This is a genomic window from Anaerococcus sp. C0059F3 (assembly GCF_056590475.1).
Genome location: NZ_JBWPWE010000004.1, coordinates 115,043 through 134,081, shown reverse-complemented (window position 1 = coordinate 134,081; position 19,039 = coordinate 115,043). Strand labels below are relative to the sequence as shown.

19 protein-coding genes are annotated in these 19,039 nt (G+C 35.7%); 15 read left to right on the top strand and 4 right to left on the bottom strand.

Going from position 1 to position 19,039, the window contains the following annotated elements; translation table 11 throughout:
- Positions 1 to 5: 5 nt before the first annotated feature.
- The 3 genes from AC1EJ5_RS03935 (at position 6) to AC1EJ5_RS03925 (ending at position 2,562) form a co-directional block, all read left to right on the top strand.
- A complete protein-coding gene (locus tag AC1EJ5_RS03935) occupies positions 6 to 437 on the top strand; it encodes a hypothetical protein (protein WP_223420035.1) in 432 nt (143 codons plus the stop codon).
- 1 nt (position 438) lies between these two features.
- Positions 439 to 1,350: a restriction endonuclease gene (locus tag AC1EJ5_RS03930; RefSeq protein ID WP_223420037.1), complete on the top strand. Its 912-nt coding sequence runs from the start codon at positions 439 to 441 to the stop codon at positions 1,348 to 1,350.
- A gap of 99 nt (positions 1,351 to 1,449) precedes the next feature.
- The gene (locus AC1EJ5_RS03925) at positions 1,450 to 2,562 is read left to right on the top strand and encodes a TIGR04086 family membrane protein (protein ID WP_479814662.1); all 1,113 of its coding nucleotides are present in this window, start codon (positions 1,450 to 1,452) and stop codon (positions 2,560 to 2,562) included.
- A 40-nt stretch (positions 2,563 to 2,602) separates the two neighbouring features.
- Here the strand turns inward: AC1EJ5_RS03925 and AC1EJ5_RS03920 are convergent, their stop codons facing one another.
- From AC1EJ5_RS03920 to AC1EJ5_RS03910, 3 genes are read right to left on the bottom strand one after another with little or no spacing between them, the layout of a single operon-like run.
- Positions 2,603 to 4,000 (bottom strand): peptidase S41, encoded by a 1,398-nt coding sequence (locus AC1EJ5_RS03920; protein ID WP_479814660.1) that lies wholly within the window; start codon positions 3,998 to 4,000, stop codon positions 2,603 to 2,605.
- Positions 3,972 to 5,336: a sensor histidine kinase gene (locus AC1EJ5_RS03915; protein ID WP_223420043.1), complete on the bottom strand. Its 1,365-nt coding sequence runs from the start codon at positions 5,334 to 5,336 to the stop codon at positions 3,972 to 3,974. Before AC1EJ5_RS03915 ends, AC1EJ5_RS03920 begins: the two co-directional genes overlap by 29 nt.
- A complete protein-coding gene (locus AC1EJ5_RS03910) occupies positions 5,317 to 6,030 on the bottom strand; it encodes a response regulator transcription factor (RefSeq protein WP_209771456.1) in 714 nt (237 codons plus the stop codon). Before AC1EJ5_RS03910 ends, AC1EJ5_RS03915 begins: the two co-directional genes overlap by 20 nt.
- Before the next feature lie 126 nt (positions 6,031 to 6,156).
- Between AC1EJ5_RS03910 and AC1EJ5_RS03905 the strand changes: the two genes are divergently transcribed.
- Positions 6,157 to 6,408: a GlsB/YeaQ/YmgE family stress response membrane protein gene (locus tag AC1EJ5_RS03905; RefSeq protein WP_223420046.1), complete on the top strand. Its 252-nt coding sequence runs from the start codon at positions 6,157 to 6,159 to the stop codon at positions 6,406 to 6,408.
- A 195-nt stretch (positions 6,409 to 6,603) separates the two neighbouring features.
- On the opposite strand, the gene AC1EJ5_RS03900 is transcribed toward AC1EJ5_RS03905, so the two are convergent.
- Positions 6,604 to 9,507: a transglycosylase domain-containing protein gene (locus AC1EJ5_RS03900; protein ID WP_479814657.1), complete on the bottom strand. Its 2,904-nt coding sequence runs from the start codon at positions 9,505 to 9,507 to the stop codon at positions 6,604 to 6,606.
- A 116-nt stretch (positions 9,508 to 9,623) separates the two neighbouring features.
- Here AC1EJ5_RS03900 and hflX point away from each other — a divergent pair, with 116 nt between their 5' ends.
- The 11 genes from hflX to AC1EJ5_RS03845 all read left to right on the top strand — a co-directional run bounded on the left by hflX (position 9,624) and on the right by AC1EJ5_RS03845 (position 18,996).
- Positions 9,624 to 10,859 carry a GTPase HflX gene (gene hflX, locus AC1EJ5_RS03895; RefSeq protein ID WP_308748734.1) on the top strand — a complete coding sequence of 412 codons (1,236 nt, stop codon included), beginning with the start codon at positions 9,624 to 9,626 and terminating at the stop codon, positions 10,857 to 10,859.
- On the top strand, positions 10,837 to 11,481 hold the full coding sequence (locus AC1EJ5_RS03890) for a YigZ family protein (protein ID WP_308748735.1): 645 nt from the start codon (positions 10,837 to 10,839) through the stop codon (positions 11,479 to 11,481). The genes hflX and AC1EJ5_RS03890 overlap by 23 nt, the downstream gene beginning before the upstream one ends.
- Before the next feature lie 2 nt (positions 11,482 to 11,483).
- A complete protein-coding gene (locus AC1EJ5_RS03885) occupies positions 11,484 to 12,215 on the top strand; it encodes a YebC/PmpR family DNA-binding transcriptional regulator (RefSeq protein WP_308748736.1) in 732 nt (243 codons plus the stop codon).
- A gap of 1 nt (position 12,216) precedes the next feature.
- On the top strand, positions 12,217 to 13,017 hold the full coding sequence (gene lgt, locus AC1EJ5_RS03880; RefSeq protein ID WP_308748737.1) for a prolipoprotein diacylglyceryl transferase: 801 nt from the start codon (positions 12,217 to 12,219) through the stop codon (positions 13,015 to 13,017).
- A gap of 108 nt (positions 13,018 to 13,125) precedes the next feature.
- Positions 13,126 to 13,539: a division/cell wall cluster transcriptional repressor MraZ gene (gene mraZ, locus AC1EJ5_RS03875; RefSeq protein ID WP_223420058.1), complete on the top strand. Its 414-nt coding sequence runs from the start codon at positions 13,126 to 13,128 to the stop codon at positions 13,537 to 13,539.
- A gap of 1 nt (position 13,540) precedes the next feature.
- A complete protein-coding gene (gene rsmH, locus AC1EJ5_RS03870) occupies positions 13,541 to 14,461 on the top strand; it encodes a 16S rRNA (cytosine(1402)-N(4))-methyltransferase RsmH (protein ID WP_223420061.1) in 921 nt (306 codons plus the stop codon).
- A gap of 1 nt (position 14,462) precedes the next feature.
- Positions 14,463 to 14,840 (top strand): hypothetical protein, encoded by a 378-nt coding sequence (locus AC1EJ5_RS03865; protein ID WP_479814654.1) that lies wholly within the window; start codon positions 14,463 to 14,465, stop codon positions 14,838 to 14,840.
- A gap of 18 nt (positions 14,841 to 14,858) precedes the next feature.
- On the top strand, positions 14,859 to 15,809 hold the full coding sequence (gene mraY, locus AC1EJ5_RS03860) for a phospho-N-acetylmuramoyl-pentapeptide-transferase (protein WP_308748740.1): 951 nt from the start codon (positions 14,859 to 14,861) through the stop codon (positions 15,807 to 15,809).
- Positions 15,806 to 17,122: a UDP-N-acetylmuramoyl-L-alanine--D-glutamate ligase gene (murD, locus tag AC1EJ5_RS03855; protein WP_479814652.1), complete on the top strand. Its 1,317-nt coding sequence runs from the start codon at positions 15,806 to 15,808 to the stop codon at positions 17,120 to 17,122. The genes mraY and murD overlap by 4 nt, the downstream gene beginning before the upstream one ends.
- Positions 17,119 to 18,198 (top strand): undecaprenyldiphospho-muramoylpentapeptide beta-N-acetylglucosaminyltransferase, encoded by a 1,080-nt coding sequence (gene murG / locus AC1EJ5_RS03850; RefSeq protein ID WP_223420069.1) that lies wholly within the window; start codon positions 17,119 to 17,121, stop codon positions 18,196 to 18,198. The genes murD and murG overlap by 4 nt, the downstream gene beginning before the upstream one ends.
- Positions 18,199 to 18,996: a cell division protein FtsQ/DivIB gene (locus tag AC1EJ5_RS03845; protein WP_479814650.1), complete on the top strand. Its 798-nt coding sequence runs from the start codon at positions 18,199 to 18,201 to the stop codon at positions 18,994 to 18,996. It begins immediately after the preceding gene.
- Positions 18,997 to 19,039 lie beyond the last annotated feature (43 nt).

Genomic DNA, 19,039 nt, shown 5'->3' with positions numbered 1-19,039 from the left:
AATCTATGATTTTAAAACCCGAAAAGCTTGTATTTAGCCTACACGATTCGAAAATTTTCTATATAAATAGAAGGGAAAGGAACCTTGAAATAAGCTTATCAAGTATGGTTATTTTTGAAAATGGCAAGACTTTTGCTATCAATAATCCTAAAATCATCTGCCATGACCTTATAGATATAGAAGCTAATATGGATTATCCTGTGAGAATACTTGCTTTTGAAAAAAATCCTATAAATTTAAGTCTAGATGAATTTAAGGACTACACCTTTGATATTATTGAAGAAGCCTACGGCCAAGGCCTCATTCACTTTTATGGGATAGGTAATACTTATAAAGATGGGAAACCATCCACCTATGATATGTCAATTGATATTTTCTATAGGGGAGAATTAGAGGCTATTTGGGATAGGAAAGACCAGGTTGAAATTAAGGGATAGTATGGAATTAAGTAAGAAGTTTGAGCTTCAAAAGTGTAAAAACAAAATAAAATACCAGATAAAGCATGAAGATGTGCCTATTAAGCTTGATCCAAACCTTGATGAAGCCATTAAATACCTCTTGTGGTATGTGCCCAATATAAATTCTGAGCAGGCCAAAAAAGAAGACCTTCTTACCAACATGGAATACGACGACTACGTATTTGTGGAATTGATGGCTGCCATGAAGCTTAGGGATGAGGATGTACTTTTTACCGAGGCAATAAAAAAGTCAATCGTGGATGATTTTAGGGGTGGAATTTGCCCAAATGATCAAAAAATCGTTATGACTTTAGCGGACGGTGAGACTAAGACAATGAGCCTTTTAAGACACGTAAGAAATGCCATAGCCCATGGGAATTTCAATGTGGTTGAAGGTTTGCTTGTTGGTTTTGATATCAAAAGGCAGGCTGACGATAAGATTCAATATAAGGGAATATTTAAAATTTATCCTGAGGGACTTTTAAGAGCCCTAAGGAAAATCCACTTTGACCTATCAAGCCAGGAATTTATTTCAGAAGCCTTCAGAAGAGCTGGTTATAGGGTTGAGCCTTACCAAGAACAATACCAAAGAAGTCACCGTTTTGACCTCTACGCCAAAAAGAATGACAGGCGTTTTGCCCTAGAAATAAGAAATTACGAGTATGGTCACAAGGTGTCAAAGAAAGAAATTTCTAAAATGATAAAAGACTTTAGGGGCGGGGCTGATGATTTAATTCCAGTTTTAATTATAAATTCTAATTATCTTACAGATGCGGCTAGAAATAAGCTCTTGAGGGAAAAAGTTATAATACTAGATATAAAAAATATTAAGAAGATGCACAAGGGCAGGGACATGGTATCAGAAATCCTTAGAGATAATTTAGTTTTCTAATAAGAAATTAAAGAAAATTGACAAAAACTTTAAATTTTTTTAAGGTCTGGTATAATGAACCTACATCGCAAGTTTGTAACGATGTATTTAGGAGGAATTATGACAGACATAAACAATCAAAATCAAGGCGAAAATCTAAGAAAAAATCGTCAAGAAAGAAGAAGAGATATTGCCATCGAAAGAGAAGGCAAATTAGAAGCAGGTAGAAACCTTTCATGGGGATCTATCATAGCAGGAGCAGTTTCAGGTGCGGCAGTATTTACTGTACTAAGTCTTTTGACAGCAGCCCTAGGCTTTGGAATTTTTTCTGCAACATCAGCTAATCCATTTGCAGGAATCGGATTTTTCACTGGCCTTTGGACAGCAATTACACTTATAGTTTCATTTTGCGTAGGTGGTTTTGTAGCAGGTTATGCGGCAAGATCTACAGGTCTACTACATGGTGCAATTACTTGGGCAGTAACAGTTTTACTACTTTTTACCCTTGTATTTAACGCAGTAGCAACCACACTTGGTATTGCAGGTCAAGCAGCAGGAGCTGTTGCAGGAACAGCGGCAAATGTAGCTGGAAGCGCCCTAAGTGGTGCAGGAGATGCAGCAAGCTCAGCTATTGGAGCAGCAGTTGATAAGGTTGGCGAAGGACTAGGAGATGTTGATACAGCAGAGCTTCAAGGTAACCTTGAAAAATACTTAGCTGATACAGATGTTAAGGAACTTCAACCTGACTACCTTGAAGGTCAAGTAAAGGAAAGTAAGGATGAAATCGCAGCAGCAGTTAAATCCATAGCTTTAAATCCAGAAAACGCTGGAGCAGAAATTGATAAGCTAACAAAATCACTTTCTAAGAAAGCTGAGACAATTGCAAATGCAGCAGATGAAGATGCTATAGCAAGTGCCGTAGCAGAAAATTCACAACTAAGCGAAGCAGAAGCTAAAGAAATAGGCAAGAACATCTATGATGAACTTGATAAGGCATCTGTTGAAACAAGCAAGGCAATCAATCAGGCAAGTGATAAGATTAATGAACTTGCTAAAGAAGCAAAACTTACAGCAGACGAGACAGTAGAAAAAGCTAAAAAAGGTGCTGACAAGGCATCAAACGCAGTTTCTATTGGTTCAGTTCTAACCTTCCTAGGCCTAATCGCAGCTCTAGCAATATCAGCAATAGCTGGTAGAAAAGGTGAAGAATTTGCCGTAAAAAACTTTAGATAAGCATAAAAATAGACCCTCTTGGGTCTATTTCTTTGTCCATTTATCCAATGATTGAAAGTATGGATGAGATTGGATATTTTGAATTTATTCTTTGGTTGTACTCTAGATACCTATTTGGGTTTTCGGACCTGGCTGTATTTAGGGAAATAATGAGCCCTGAATGGTCAAGAACGAAAAGAGATGGTGGAAACTCGTAAATCCTATCTTCAGCTGTAGGATTAGGATCAAGTGCGTTTTTCACCACATATGCATTTGATGATTCCTTAAGGATTGAAGCAAGCTTAATCGCTTCGTTGGCCGTATTTGAATTTGTCAAAATATAAATATTTCTTGATGCAAAAGTCGGGTCTTTTTTAATTTTTAAGGAAACCTGGTCGTAGTACATATAAGGATCAAGGTCGAAATGCTCGATTTTTTCCTTATATTTACTAGAAAGATTTTTTACAAAGGCTGTTTGATAAGGTGAATTTTCATCAGATTTTATATCTTTTAGATTATTTTCAATCAAATTTCCCCTGTAGAAAATCAAGTCTTCCTTGGTGTAGTCTTGGTGGATAAAATACTTGGCAAATTCGTTTACAAATAAATTGTTTAGCGAATTATTATCTGACAAGTCAATTACCATAGTAGAAATACCAGGTGCTGCTGTGACATTTTTAATTACTTCATCAATAATTTTTTTAAGGTCATTTACCCTAAAATTTGGTAGGGAAATCCTTAAAACATAGCCGCTTTCGATGCCAACTGAAGCTTCGTTAACATTTTTATCGTTTATTATCCTTTTATAGCGGTTTACAACCTGTGGATTTTCCAAAATTTCCTTCATGGCAGATCCGGTTTTGTTTTTATAGTAGTTAAATAAGTCGGTATAGCTATCCTTATCCAAAATCTTTGTGTAGGAGTCATTTATCAGGCTCAAATATTCACCTAAGAGCATAAAGAAATCTTGGTCGGTCTTTGAGCTGGTAATTTTTTTCCTGTATTCATCGCTTTTTTTTGTAAATTCTCCAAAAGATTCTGCATTTGACTTATCAACAGCAAAATTTTTGACTATGGTTTCATAGAGAATATCAAAGTCAGCGCTTTTCTCGGCACTGGTGAGACTCCTGCCTTCGGTAGAGGAGATGAAAGCTGTTTTTGATAGGTCATCAAGGACCTCATCTCTGAAGGCAGGATAGCCGGTCTTGGCATAGGTATTTAACTTTTTGATTATAAAAAAGCTTGGAATTACTATTAGTAATACTGCAAGGGCAGAGAGAATTATCCTGCGCCTTTTGTAGACTCTTTCTCTCTCACGCCTGGATCTTTTTCTCCTAGATATTTCTCTTGGAGTAAGATTTTCATCATCTTTTACAATCCTGATTTGACTAGGCCTAGACTCTTTCCTTCTTGTATTTTCTGTTTTTCTTCTAGAGTAATTTCTCTTTCTTCTTGTCATTGGTCATCCTGTTATTTTTTTCGAAAATTATAGCAAAATCGCTGCCTTCGCCAAGCTTTGATTTTACTTTAATCTTGCCAGATAGGGCTTCGACGAAATTTTTTGTAATGGCAAGGCCGAGGCCAACGCCATTTTCCTTAGTATTTCTAGCATCTTCAACCCTGTAAAATCTTTCAAAAATTCTCTGTATATTATCTTCTTCGATACCAATACCAGTATCAATTACATTTATAATAATTTCCTTGTCAGTTTCTCTAAGGTGGATATCAATGGTTCCGTCCTTGCCAATAGCCTTGATAGCGTTTGAGACAAGGTTTTGGATAATTTGAGTGAGTTTATCTCTGTCAGTTGAAAATATAACATCCTTGTCAAGGTGGGTTTCAATAGTGATATTATTTAATCTCGCCTTGGCAAGAAAGGTAGATGCAATATTTTCAATCAATTCAGTAATATTAACATTAGATTTAGATAAAATGGCATAGGACACATTTTCATCAAAGGTATTTTTAAGACCTACTACAAGGCCCTCAAGCCTTATAATTTCATTTGATAAAATATCCAAAGTCGCTGGATCTGCATCCACAACACCGTCTTTCATAGCCTCAATGTAGAGTTTGAGGTTGGTAAGGGGAGTTCTAAGCTCGTGGGAAATATCCTGGGCGTATTGCTTTCTTATGGATTCCTGTTTTTTTAGGTTGTTTGACAGATAATTTATATTATCTCTTAAGCTTTCTATTTCTTGAATATCAGAATCTTCCACAATTACATCATAGTTTCCTTCCTTGATGGCAACTGTTGATTCGTCAATAGAGATAATTGGTTTTGAAATATTTGTCGAAAGAATTATAGCAATAACAAGACCAATAGCCAGGGAAATTGTAATTGCATACAAAACCGCCTGGGTAAAATTGCCTTTCATTTCATTTACGCCAGTGTAGTCTCTATTGTAGTAAATTTCTATCTTTCCTGCCTTGGAATTGTTATTCTCATCGATAAAACTATATTCCTTGGTCAAAATCTTTGAATGGTCCGACTCGTCACGGCCCTTCAATTCCTTGATTAAATTATTATTTTCATCGTAATATTTTATATCAACCATTTGGTCTATAGCCATATTCGAAAGATAAGCCCACATAGATTGGCCGCTTATATTTGGATCGTTGTTTAACCTTGTAAATTGCTCTACAACTTCTTTGGGCCTCTTATCATCGATAGCCTTAAAAAGGTCGTTGTAGTTGATTGTGACAAGGAGGGTAATAAGGATAGAAAAAACTAGGATACAGGAAAGAATCCCCGCTATAAAGTTTTTTATTATCTTATTCTTGAGGGTAGTCATCTATACCGCCAGACTTATAACCCATGCCGTAGATGGTTTTGATATACATTGGTTTTTTTGGATTGTCTTCGATCTTTTGCCTTATGTTTTTGATGTGGGTATCAATGGCCCTGTCATAGGCATCGTAGTCATAACCGAAGGTAATTTCTATAATCTCATCCCTGGTATAAATCTTGTTAGGGTTTGAAAATAGGGTCTTAAGGATAGAAAATTCATTTTTTGTTAGGTATATTTCCACACCGTCCTTGAAAAATCTGTTGTATTCAAGGTCCATTTCAAGCCTACCATCAAGGGTTTTAATAATATCAGCCCTTGGGATATTGTATTTTTCGATACGTCTAAGGACAGCTTTGATTCTTTCTATAAGCTCCCTTGCAGAAAATGGTTTGGTTACATAATCATCAGCCCCAAGCCTTAGGCCAGTGACCTTATCGTCCTCTTCAACCTTGGCAGATAGCATGATTACTGGTACTGAGGACCTATTTCTGATTTCCTTCATCACATCTTCGCCAAGCATTTTTGGTAGCATTAGATCAAGGATAACAAGGTCAATATCTTCTGATAAAAACTTCTTTAGTCCTTCTTCACCGTCAAAGGCCTGGTAAACTTCATAGCCTTCTTTGACTAGGTAGGACTTAACGATATTATTGATACTTTCTTCGTCTTCTATTATTAAAATTTTAATCTTTTCCATAGTTCACCTTCCACAATTATTATACCATATTCAGGCCAATATTTCGTCAATCTTTAGCTAATGTTTAAAATAATGAAAATTGGATATAAATATAAGGAGAAAATAATGAAACCCAAAGGAGGAAATATGGGAAATTTAGGATTTATTTGGACATTAATTATAGGAGCCCTTGCAGGTTATATTGCAAGTAGAATAATGAAAAGAGACGCCGAAATGGGCGGCATTGCAAATATATTTACAGGTGTGCTTGGTGGTTACCTTGGTAACTGGCTACTTGGAAACTATATGGGAGGCAAATTCTCACAAATAATTTCAGCTGTAATAGGTGCAGTAATTTTATTATTCATCCTAGGATTAATCCAAAACCGTAAAAAATAAGAATTTATGCCAGGCTTGAGCCTGGCTTTTTTATATGCAAATCAATATATTTTATTTAAGAATAATACAATTTGAAATCTACATAATAAACTTGAACGTAATTTGATCAATAGAGGAGAGCATTATTGGTTAAATATTGCATATGAAACAAATTATTATATAGAAAAAGGGGCTGCGTCTGCAGTCCCTTTTAACTTATGGTTCTGGATTTTCAGGGTTTTCTTCTGGATGACTTTCTTTTTCTTCTCCTTCAGGTTTTTCACCTTTTTCACCTTTTTTATTTTTATCTTTGTCCTTATCCTTATCCTTTTCTTCGTCCTCGTCTTCATCTTCCTCTTCGCCTAGGCCTGAATAGGTTTTTGGCATCCTGTTTGACCAGTCTCTAGGGTAGATGTTGCCGAAGTTTGCAGGATTATAGTTAGACTTTGGATTGATAAATGACCTTGTTGTTACGAATTCTTCAGGAGTCTGTTCACTTACTAGGAGGTTGTTCCTAGAATCGACAGTAGCCCATTCGTGGACATCATCTTTTTGTGTTGGTTTGTTGTTTGGTCCAAATATTTCTGTTCTTACAGTTCCCCTAGGATCTGCATATGAAGCTTTTGTTGGAAGCATACCGCTCATGGTATCAACTTCCATAGAGATAATTCCTTTTGGCACTTCAAATTGTGCAGGTTCATATCCTTCGAGGATTTTATTATTTATCACATTCCACATGAGGGCTGCACGATCTGCAGAGTTACCTGTTAGGGAAATATTTTGGTTATCACAACCCATCCAGATTCCAACTGTATAATAAGGGGTATAACCCATACACCAAAAGTCGTTATCATCATCTGTTGTACCAGTTTTTGTAGCAAATTCTGTTCCGTTTAGGAAGATATTTCCATAAAACTTGCCCGCATCTTCTAGGGCAGAAGTGATTTGGTAAGCTGTTTCTGGACTTGTAACCTCGTGAGAAATCTTATCCTTATCTTCAAATAAAACCTTGCCTGTTGAGTCAACTATTTTTGAAAATGTAAGTGGCTCAAGATATTTACCGCCATTTGCAAGGGCTGCGTAGGCACCAGTCATATCTAGGGCTGTAAGTCCGTTTGTCATGGCACCAAGTCCCATAGCTGCAAGGTTTTCGTCGTTGGTTTCCCTGTTTTCATCACTTGTTACAAAGTTATCTTTGCCATCTTCTTTTATAATGCCAAAGTTTTTGAGATATTGTAGTGATGTGTCAATACCAACCTTGTCAAGGGTTGATACTGCAGTTGTATTTATGGAAAGTTTGAGGGCTTCTCTTAGAGGCTTAACTCCCATAAAGTATCCATAGACGTTGTTTGGCCAAGGCTTGCCATCTTCATCCATCATAAAAGGTACATCATCAAGGCCTGTTGCAAGGTTAAATCCATTGTCAAGGGCTGGGGTATAAGTTGCAAGAGGTTTCATTGATGAACCAGGTTGGCGGGGAACAGATGAGGCCCTGTCTAAGATCCTTTGGCCTTTTTGATCACGTCCACCCATGATTGCCTTGATGTGGCCAGTCTTGTGGTCAATAATTACAGATGATGATTGAGGCTGGATAACCCCTTCTAGGTCCATAGCATAAAAGTCCTTGCTTACAGAAAATGTTCCGTCTTCGTAAGATTTTATGAAGTTTTCGTTTTCATCTAAATAATTCTTGGCAATAACAATATGTTCTTCATCGTCTAGGTAGATATTTTTATTAGAAGTAAGATCAACCATACCAACCCTGTGGGTTCTTAGGTTTTTATTTTCCTCATCTAGGGAATAGTAGTCTCTAAAAACTAGCTTGGTTTGGTCTAGGTAGGCCTTATTTGTAGTTAAAACTAAATTTCCCTTATCATCAAGGTGGGCATCATCGGCTGAAAGCCTGATGTCGTTGTTTTCATTTAGGAAATTATTCCTTGCATAGTAAAGGAGCCTACCGCTTGAATTTACAATATTTCCCCACTTATCATATTTCATGTCAAGGAGGGGAGGAACATTCCAACCAGAAGTATCACCCATGAGGTAGGATGAAAAGTTAGCATATATATCTTCAAGTTTTCTTTGCATTTCTTGGTCAAGGGTTGTTGTAATCTTAAGTCCGCCATAATAAAGCCTGTCCCAAGCTTGGTTTTCACTCATATCTTGAGTTTCCATTAGTTTTGCTACAACTTGCTTTTCAAGAAGGGTGTTGAAATATGATGTAATTTCTGTATTTGCCCTTTCGGCAGGTTCTATTGATTTGGCAATGTCAAAGCTTTTCGCTTCTTCCATTTCCTCTTCGCTAATATAACCAAGCTCTAGCATCTTATCTAGGACATAATTTTCTCTTTTAAGTGGTGCATCATTAAAAACTGCAGAATATTTTGTCCCGTCAATGGTAAATTCTCCAAGAACTCTCTCATCAGTCACTTCACTTGTCTTAATAGCCTTATAGAGAGAATATTCTGATGGAGATTGGACAATACCTGCAAGAGCCGCACATTGGGCAAGGTTTAAGTCCTTTACATCCTTGTTAAAATAAGTATTTGCAGCAGCTTGGACACCGTAGGAATTTTGCCCCATAAAGACCCTATTGAGGTAGGCACCTAAGATTTCCTCTTTTGAAAGGTGGTCTTCTATCTCAAGGGCTAGGTAAATTTCCTTAATCTTTCTTTGGTAGGTTTGGTCGTTTGTAAGGTAGGTATTTTTCGCAAGCTGCTGGGTAATAGTTGACCCACCTCTAACAATGCCACCTGCCTTGATATTTTCAAACATTGAACCAATTATAGAAACAATATCTATACCCTTATGGTCCTTAAACCTTTCGTCTTCAACAGCAATGAAGGCGTTTTTTAAATTGTCTGGTATTTGATCATAGGGAACAATTTCTCTATATTGGCTTGTAGCAATTGCATCAACTTCGTTGCCGTCTTCATCAACGACAGTAGAGTTTTGACTCATTTCAAATTTGATTGCATCTGCATCTATCTCTGGTGCAGTCTTCATAACTTCAAGAATTGCTCCACCGGTTATACCTGCAAAAACTATCATAATCGACCCTAGAAATAGGATAACTATTAGTAGGAGTTTTAATATGATAGCGGATATTTTTTTAGTCATGTGGCCTCCGTTTAATTTTTAAATTTATACTTACTTCTATTTTATCATTTTTTGCGGGTAAGTTCCATCCTTTATTAAATTTTAGATAAAAGTATAATGAAATGGAAAGGATTTTTATGCAAGAAGTTATACAAGTCAACGTCCTAGGTAAGGATGATGACGAAGAAATAAAAATATATGAATTAGAATCCCTGATTAACACGGCAGGCGGCGAGTCAGTTGCCTTTGTAAGCCAAGTTGTGACTAAGGTTAACCCTAGGTTTTATATAGGCAAGGGCAAGCTTGAAGAAATCAGAGATTTGGCAGATAAATTAGAAGTTAAGACAGTAATATTTGACGTGGAATTATCAGCCAGTCAATTATATAACCTAGAAGAAGAATTAAAACTAAAGGTTGTTGACTGGACATCTTTAATTTTGGATATTTTCGCCCAAAGGGCCCACACCAAGGAGGCTAGACTTAAGATAAAACTAGCCCAACTAAAATACCAACTACCAAGGATAAACAAGTGGTTTGCCTATCTATCACGCCAGGCAGGTGGAATTGGAACAAGAGGTCCAGGTGAAACCATGCTTGAGACCGATAGGAGAGCTATTGAAAGAGATATCAGGTCCTTAGAAAAGGCCCTAAAAGATATAGAAAAAACAAAGCGCCTAAATCGTAAATCTAGGGATAGTACCTATAATATTTCCTTAGTTGGTTATACAAATGCCGGAAAATCTACAATCTTAAATGGAATGATGAAATTATTTGGGTCAGAAAAATATGTTTACTCTGATGACCTTCTTTTCGCAACCTTAGATACGTCTACAAGACGCCTTGATTTTTCAAACACCAAGGTCACTCTTACAGATACTGTTGGTTTTATCGACAACCTATCAAAGGAATTAAATGATTCATTTCTTACAACTCTCGAAGAAATCAAATTTGCTGATATGCTTTTAATTGTAATTGATTCTTCAAATAATATAGAAGGGCAAATTGCGACTATAGATAAGTCCCTATCAGAAATTGAGATGGATGAAAAGGAAATTATCTACGTCTTTAATAAGATGGATAGGATTAAGGATGATACAGCGGTTTCCTTATATAAGAGAGATTATGAGAGAATTTTTATTTCGGCTAAGGATGTCAATGACCTTGAAAGATTAAAAGAAGAGATTGTAAAGGTCATTAAAGAAGATTATAGAGAGGTTACCATGCACATTCCTTTTTCTAAGGGAGCGGTCCTCGATTATTTTATGACCAATTACGATATTCTAAAAATAGATTATGATAATGAGGGGACTATTATTGACCTTGAGATAAGTAAGGGAGACTATGGTAAGTATGTATCCTACATCAAAAAATGACTACAAGACAATAAAGGGTACTGTGGTTTCTGAGTTTGAGGTTGAAAAATCAGTCTTCATCACAACTGCTAAGCACGTTGAAAGTGAAGAAGAAGCCATAGAATTTATAGAAGAGATTAGGGAAAAATATAAGGACGCAACTCACAATTGCACAGCCTATATAATTAACAAAACCCCTGTAATTAAAAGATATAATGACGACGGCGAGCCCCAAGGTTCTGCAGGACTTCCTATGTTATCAGTCTTAGAAAAAGAGGAAGTCACAAATGTGTCTGTGGTTGTGACAAGGTATTTTGGAGGAAAACTTCTTGGCAAGGGCGGCCTTATCCGTGCCTACACCAAGGGAGTAGCTGATACAGTCGGCCCAAATGCCCTTTACAAAAGAGACTATTTGAGAGTAGAATTAATTTTGTCTTATACTATCCTAGGTCAAATTGAAAATTATTTGAATGAAGAGAAGTACCAAGTGATTGACAAGGCTTACACAGATGAAGTTAAAATTGAGCTTTATGTAAGAAGTGACAGGTACGAGAAATTTTCTGAAGACCTAATAAATATGACAAGTGCAAATATTATTATAAATAAAAAAGAAGAGCTGATGCTCTATGAAGTAAGGAGTTAAAAATGTCTGGACATAATAAGTGGAGTAAAATCAAAAATAAAAAAGGTAGTGAAGATGCCAAAAAAGGCAAAATTTTCACCAAACACGCTAGAAATATCACTGTAGCAGCTAGGGAAGGTGGCCTAGATCCTGAATATAATGCCAGCCTTAAGACTGCAATAGAAATGGCAAAAGCTGATAACATGCCAAATGATAACATAGATAGGGCTATTAAAAAGGCAAGCGGCGAAGCAGGTGGGGATAATTTTGAGAGAGTTATCTACGAAGGATACGGTCCAGGCGGGGTCGCCTTTATAGTTGACTGCCTAACAGATAATAAAAATAGGACTGCCCCTGATATTAGACATATTTTTGATAAGAATGGCGGTAACCTCGGGACAGACGGATCTGTAATGTTCCTTTTTGAAAAAAAGGGAGAAATTATTGTAAACGGCGAAAGTAAGGACCTCGATGATTTTATGATGGATGCCCTAGAAGCAGGAGCAAGCGACATAAAAGAACTTGAAGAAGGTTATTATGAAGCTCTTACAGAAGTGGCAGATTTTAATGATACTCTTGATAAACTAAGGGATATGGGTTATAAGATTGAGAGCGCTAATATTTCATATATCGCAAATGAAATTGAAGTTGACTCTGACCACCACGAAAAACTTTTCAAATTAATAGACGCCCTCGAAGATAACGACGACGTCCAAGAAGTCTATAATAATTGGGCTATACCAAGCGAGGACTAGGATGGAATTTGATATAGATAGGGTTGCATTTACAATCTTTGGCCTAGATGTCTATTGGTACGGGATAATAATTGTCACAGGCATCCTCGTTTCAGCGATTTTTGCAAAAAAAGAATTCGAAAGAAGGGGCTATAAGGCTGATATTGTTGATGATATCCTTTTTGCCATCCTTCCTATAGGAGTAATTGGTGCAAGGATTTGGTATGTGATTTTTGAATGGGACTACTATGGTGCTCACCCAAATGAAATTATTGACATCAGAGGAGGAGGTCTTGCCATCCAAGGTGGGATTATCTTTGGCTTAATCGCCCTATATATTTTTAGTAAAAGGCGTGACATACCAATGATTGACCTTACAGATATACTTTCTCCATCCCTTGCTTTTGCTCAGGCAGTTGGCCGTTGGGGAAATTTTGCCAATGCCGAAGCCCACGGTTATCCAACAGATCTTCCATGGGGAATTATTATTGATGGGGTCAAGGTTCACCCAACATTTTTCTACGAATCTTTTGGGGACTTTTTGATATTTTTATTTTTGGTTCTCTATAGAAAGAAAAATCCGTCTAAGGGTTTCATTTCAGGAATATATTTCCTTGCTTATGGCCTTGTCAGATTTTTTGTAGAAGGTTTGAGAACTGATTCCCTATATGTATTTGGCCTAAGAACAGCCCAGCTTGTTTCAATTGTATTTATGATTGTAGGAGTTTGTTTATTAATTTATGCCAAGAGGGAAAATCTCCCACCACATTTTTATAAAGAAAAGAAAAACATAAAAGAAGATAAGATTATCAAATTTAAATAAGAAAAAGCATTTGACCGGTTATAAAAACCGGTCTTTTTGTTTGCTTTTTTCTGCTAAATAGGATAAAATATAAGTGAAGTGGAAGATAGTGGTAAAAGGTGGTAAGAAATGTTCCTAGGTGAATACATTCATAAATTGGATAACAAGAATAGAATAATGATGCCTAGTGACTTTAGGGAAGATCTTGACGGATATTTCTACCTAACTAAGGGACCAGAGAAGTCTCTTATAGTTTATACCGAGGAAGAATTTCAGAAAAGATCAGCCGCCCTTGACCAACTAGTTTATGAAAATAAGAAAAATCGTGCCATAAAAAGGCTATTTTTCTCATCCACTGTCAAAGTCAACCTTGATAAGCAAGGGAGGATTTTGATCAACAAATCTTTGAAGGACTATGCCGGGATCTCAGATGAGGCCATGATAATTGGCAATAACACCACCATAGAAATATGGGATAAGGACATCTGGGATGAATATATAAATGAAGTCGAGGTGAATTTGTCCGATATTATGGACGAATAATATGAAATTTGAACATACACCAGTTCTCTATAGGGAATGTATAGAAAATTTAAATATAAAACCTGATGGAATTTATGCAGATTTGACCCTTGGTAAGGGAGGTCATTCTAAATTAATTTTAGAAAATCTTTCACCAAAGGGACTATTAATAGGCATAGACCAAGACAAAGCTGCCATTGAAGCGGCTTCAGAAAACCTAAAGGACTATGACAACAAGGTATTTTTCAATACTAATTTTGAAAACATAGGAAAGGTTTTAACTGAAGCAGGTTTTGATAAAATTGATGGTGCTCTAATGGACATTGGCGTTTCTTCGTATCAAATTGACAATCCAGAGCGTGGATTTTCCTATATGCACGATGGACCTCTTGATATGAGAATGAATAGGCAAAATGAGTTAACAGCAGAAATAATTGTCAATGAATACTCCCAGGATGAGCTTTCTAGAATATTTTTTGATTACGGTGAAGAAAGATTTTCCAAAGCCATAGCTAGAAATATTGTAAAAGCTCGCGCAACCGAAAGAATTAATACCACTTTCAAACTCCGAAATATTGTTATGAAATCTGCGAGATTTTCGGAAGTTCATCCTGAGAAGAGAGTATTTCAAGCCCTACGAATCGAAGTAAATAGGGAACTTGATGTCCTAACAAAGGCAATCGACACAATAATAGATTTTATTGATAAAGATGGCAGACTAGCGATAATTACTTTCCATTCTTTAGAAGATAGGATAGTTAAAAATAAATTTAAGGATTTGGCAACAGGGTGTATATGCCCGCCAGAAATCCCAGTCTGTGTATGTAATCACGAGGCTAAGGTAAAAATCATTACCAAAAAGCCAATTACAGCTAAGGCTGATGAACTAAAAGAAAATTCTAGGTCAAAACCTGCGAAATTAAGAGTATGTCAGAGGATATGATATGGCTGAACGTTTTGAAAAAAGATTAGTAAAAAATAATAATAAAAACCGTGTCAGACTAAAGGTTAAGGAAAAACCAAAGGTAATGAGGTCATACCAGGTAGATAAGCTCAGGAAAAGAGATAGGAAGGTAAAATACGCTATTTCTTTATTGGTTTTTGCCTTCATTGGAACTTTGACAACTCTTTTAATTATTAAGAGAATTAACTTGTCAAATGACAGATTTGAGTATAATAGACTACAGGCAGAAATTGTAAGCTACGAGCTCCAAAAAAATAGACTTCAAGATAATCTTGATGAGGCAATTGACCTAAACAGGATTCAAAGATATGCTATTGAAGAGATGGGCATGGTTTATAAAAATGACAAAAATAATTAACTGCCGTTAGGAATTATTATGGACAATATATATTTAATAACTATTATTGGCATTTTTTTGAGTATGGGACTTGGGAAAGTCATAATTCCCATGCTTGAAAGAAAGAAAATCGGTCAAAATATTAGAAAGGTAGGACCTCAAAGCCACATGGCAAAGGCAGGCACACCTACCATGGGTGGAATTATTTTTATAATAGTAGCTCTTGCTATGAGTCTAATTATTCTACCAAAAAATTTGGAAACTTTAATCTTAGTTATTTCTATGCTAGGATTTGGAGCGATTGGTTTTATTGATGACTTTAGAAAACTTGTTCTCCATCAATCTGAAGGTCTTAAACCTAAACAAAAATTGGTTTTGCAATTTGCTTTGGCAACCTTGATAACAATCTTAGCCTTTATTAACGACAAAGAATCTATAACCAAACTTTTAATACCATTTACAACTACCTACCTACCAGTGTCAGTCCTTGGTATTCCTATAATGATTTTTATAATTGTAGGAACTTCAAACGCCACAAACCTAACTGACGGGCTTGATGGACTCTTGGTAAGTGTGTCTATTCCAGTTTTTATAACTCTTGCAATTCTTGCAGGAAGTGGAACAAATAAATTATTTGCTGTAATTATGCTAGGCGCAATTCTAGGATTTTTAATTTTCAATTCAAATCCAGCCAGCGTTTTTATGGGAGATACTGGATCAATGGCTATTGGTGGAGCTGTAGTGGCCCTTGCCATTAACCTAAAAATTCCAATATATCTTGTGATATTTGGAGGAGTATATGTGATGGAGACCTTATCTGTAATTATTCAGGTAATTTCTTATAGGTATAGGAATAAGAAAAGAGTATTTCTAATGACACCTATCCATCATCATTTTGAATTAAAAGGTTATAAGGAGCAAAAAATTGTAGTAGGATTTATGATTTTATCTACGATCCTATGTCTAATTACTTTGGTGGCAATACTATGAAAAAAGTTTTAGTTTACGGACTCGGTGTAACAGGAATTTCTTCAGTTAAGGCTTTAGATAAGTTTGGATATGAAGTTTACACCTATGATAAAAATAAAAAAAATATTAAAGAACTTGAGGGCTATGACTATAGCCCTATTTCTGATGAAAATTTTGGAAAATACGACTTTGTTTTAAAATCGCCTGGAATCAAACCAAGTGATGATATTGTGAAAATTTTAGAAAAAGATAATGAAATAATATCTGATATAGAAGCAAGTCAGAGACTTTTTCCAGATAAGGAAAAAATTGCTATAACAGGCACAAATGGTAAGACTTCTACAACTTCTATGGTCACTCATATTTTAAATGAGTGTGGTCATCCTGCTTACGCTGTAGGAAATATCGGTGAGGGAATTTTGTGGCAGATGTATGATAAAAAAGGAGTTTTTGTAGAAGAACTTTCATCTTTTCAACTTCATGATACACAGACTTATAAACCACATATTGGTGCGATTTTAAATATTAAAGAAGATCACATAGATTGGCATGGATCTTTTGAAGATTATATAGATAGCAAATTAAAACTTGCGTCAAATCAAGATGAAAACGACTTTTTGGTTATTAACCACGAAGATGAGATAAGCCAGAACCATTTGGGAGATTTTAAGGCTCAAGTTTATGAGTTTTCAAGCCAAAATATGGTGGAAAGGGGTCTTTTCCTTGATGATAATAAAATCTGCTTTAGAAATGGCGGTTGTAATATTGCAGAAATCCTAGATGTTAGAGACTTATCTGTAATTGGAAACCACAATTACGAGAATGTTATGGCTGCGATATTGCTTACTTATTTGTATGGCTTAGATTTAGTTGATATTGTTAAAGCAGTAAAAACTTTCAAATCAATTTCCCATAGACTTGAATATGTGAGGACCCTTGATGGAATAGATTTTTACAATGATTCTAAGGGGACAAACGTAGATAGCTCTGTAAAGGCAATTGAAAGTTTTGATAGACCTATTCTTATAATTGCAGGTGGCTATGATAAGCATATAGATTACACAGATTTTGTAAAGGCCTTTAAGAAAAATGGCAAGATCATGGTTTTAATGGGAGCAACCAAGGAAAAATTAAGGCTTTTGTGCGAAAAATACCAGATTAAATATATTTTGGTTAAGGATATGAAAGAAGCAATTGATACAGCCTATGAAAACGGTGAAAAGGGCGATGTGGTCTTACTTTCTCCAGCTAGTGCTTCTTGGGATATGTATAAATCTTATGAGGTAAGGGGAGATGAGTTTAAGGCCCTTGTAAATAGATTGGAAGAAAAATGAGAGTAATACTATCAGGTGGTGGAACGGGTGGACATATCTATCCGGCCATTGCTATTGGACAAAAAATCATGGAAGAAAAACCAGATAGCCAGATAATTTATGTTGGAATTAAGGGTGGCCCAGAAGAGAAGATTGCTGCAAAAAATGGCTATGAATTTAAAGCTATTGAAGCTATGGGGATTCCTAGAAAAATCAATAAAAGGCTTTTTAAGGCCCTAGCCACAAACCTTAAGGGTTTTAAGGAAGCAAAAAAAATCATCAAAGATTTTAAGCCAGACCTTGTAATTGGAACAGGCGGTTATGTTTGTGCACCAATTTTATACCAAGCAAGCAAAGCAAAAATTCCATCAATTGTTCACGAATCAAATTCTTATCCAGGAATGGCTTCTAAATTTTTATCAAAAAAAGTCGACAGGGTTTTAATTTCCTACAAGGAAGCTGCCGCACATTTTAAAAACAAAGACAATATTGTAGTTACAGGAAATCCAGTTAGGAATAATTTTGATTTGTCATTTACGGATGAAGACCTAAATCAACTAGGCATTGACAAATCTATTCCAGTTGTATTTTCATTTGGCGGATCAAATGGGTCTTTCGCCTTAAATAAGGCGGTTATAGAAATGAGCGGGGATTTAAATGGAGAATTTTATCTCCTCCACCAAACAGGAAATAGGTTTTATGATGATTTTCTTAATAAGGCTCATAAATCGAAATACCTTAAAGCCTTTGCTTATATAGATAATATTGATTTGTTCTATGGGGTATCAGACTTAGTCATTGCTTCAAGCGGAGCTATGAGTTTGGCTGAAATATCTTCTGTTGGTAGACCTTCGATTTTGATTCCAAAAGCCTACACAACTGAAAACCATCAGGAATACAATGCCCGTACCTATGTCGATCATGGAGCAAGTCTTATGATTTTAGAAAAAGATTTATCTGGCTCCCTCCTAAAAAAAGAGATTATGAGTATAATAAAAGATAGAGAAAAAATTAAGCAAATGGGGGAGAAGGCTTACGACCTTGCTGATGAAGATGCCTTAGACAAGATTTACCAGCAAATCGAAGAGCTAATATAGATGACAAATAAAAACGACGATAGGTTAGTAAAAAAAGGATCTAGAGTATTTAACAAAAAATATATAGCCAAAAAACGCAGTTTGGAAGAAGAAAAAAGAGGGAATTCGAAAGTCTTTATTTTTCTCTTAGTTTTGGCTTTTTTATTGGGAGTTTTTTACAATCTCTACACCCACCCTTTTATGAAAATCCAGGATATATACATAAATGGAAATAGGGTTACAGAGGATACTGAGATTATAAAAAAACTTAAGTCACCTCTAGGCAAAAATATTTTATTATATAATCCGACTAAGTACGAAGAAGATATAGAAAATTTAGAGTATATAAAATCGGCCAAGGTGAGGAAGGTTTTTCCAAAGATGTTATCTGTTAAGGTTGAAGAAGATTTTCCTATGTTTGTAATTAAAAAATACGGCAAGGAAATTATTGTGACAAATAACGGATTGGTTACAGATAAAAAGCCTTATAGCAAGGAGGCGAAGCTTATAGAAATAAAAACCAAGGGTGTAGAAACTACTCTCGGCCAAAGTTTCACTTCATCACAGGCAATAGGGGATTTTATCAAAGAATTGCAAGCTTCCTCTTTAATAGGGAGCCTAAGCCAATTAAATTTGGAAAATAAGCTTGATATTGGTATAATGATACAAGATATTGAGGTTAAATTTGGCGATTTAAATAATATTTCTTATAAAATTAAATTGCTGGAGAAAATTTTACAAGACATTAAAAGCAAGGGACTAGAAGCTGTAAGCATCAACTTAAACAATGGAGATAATCCTCTTGTGGTTGTAAAATAGAAGTCTTTTAGTAAAAATCTTAATAAGTAGAATAAAACAATGG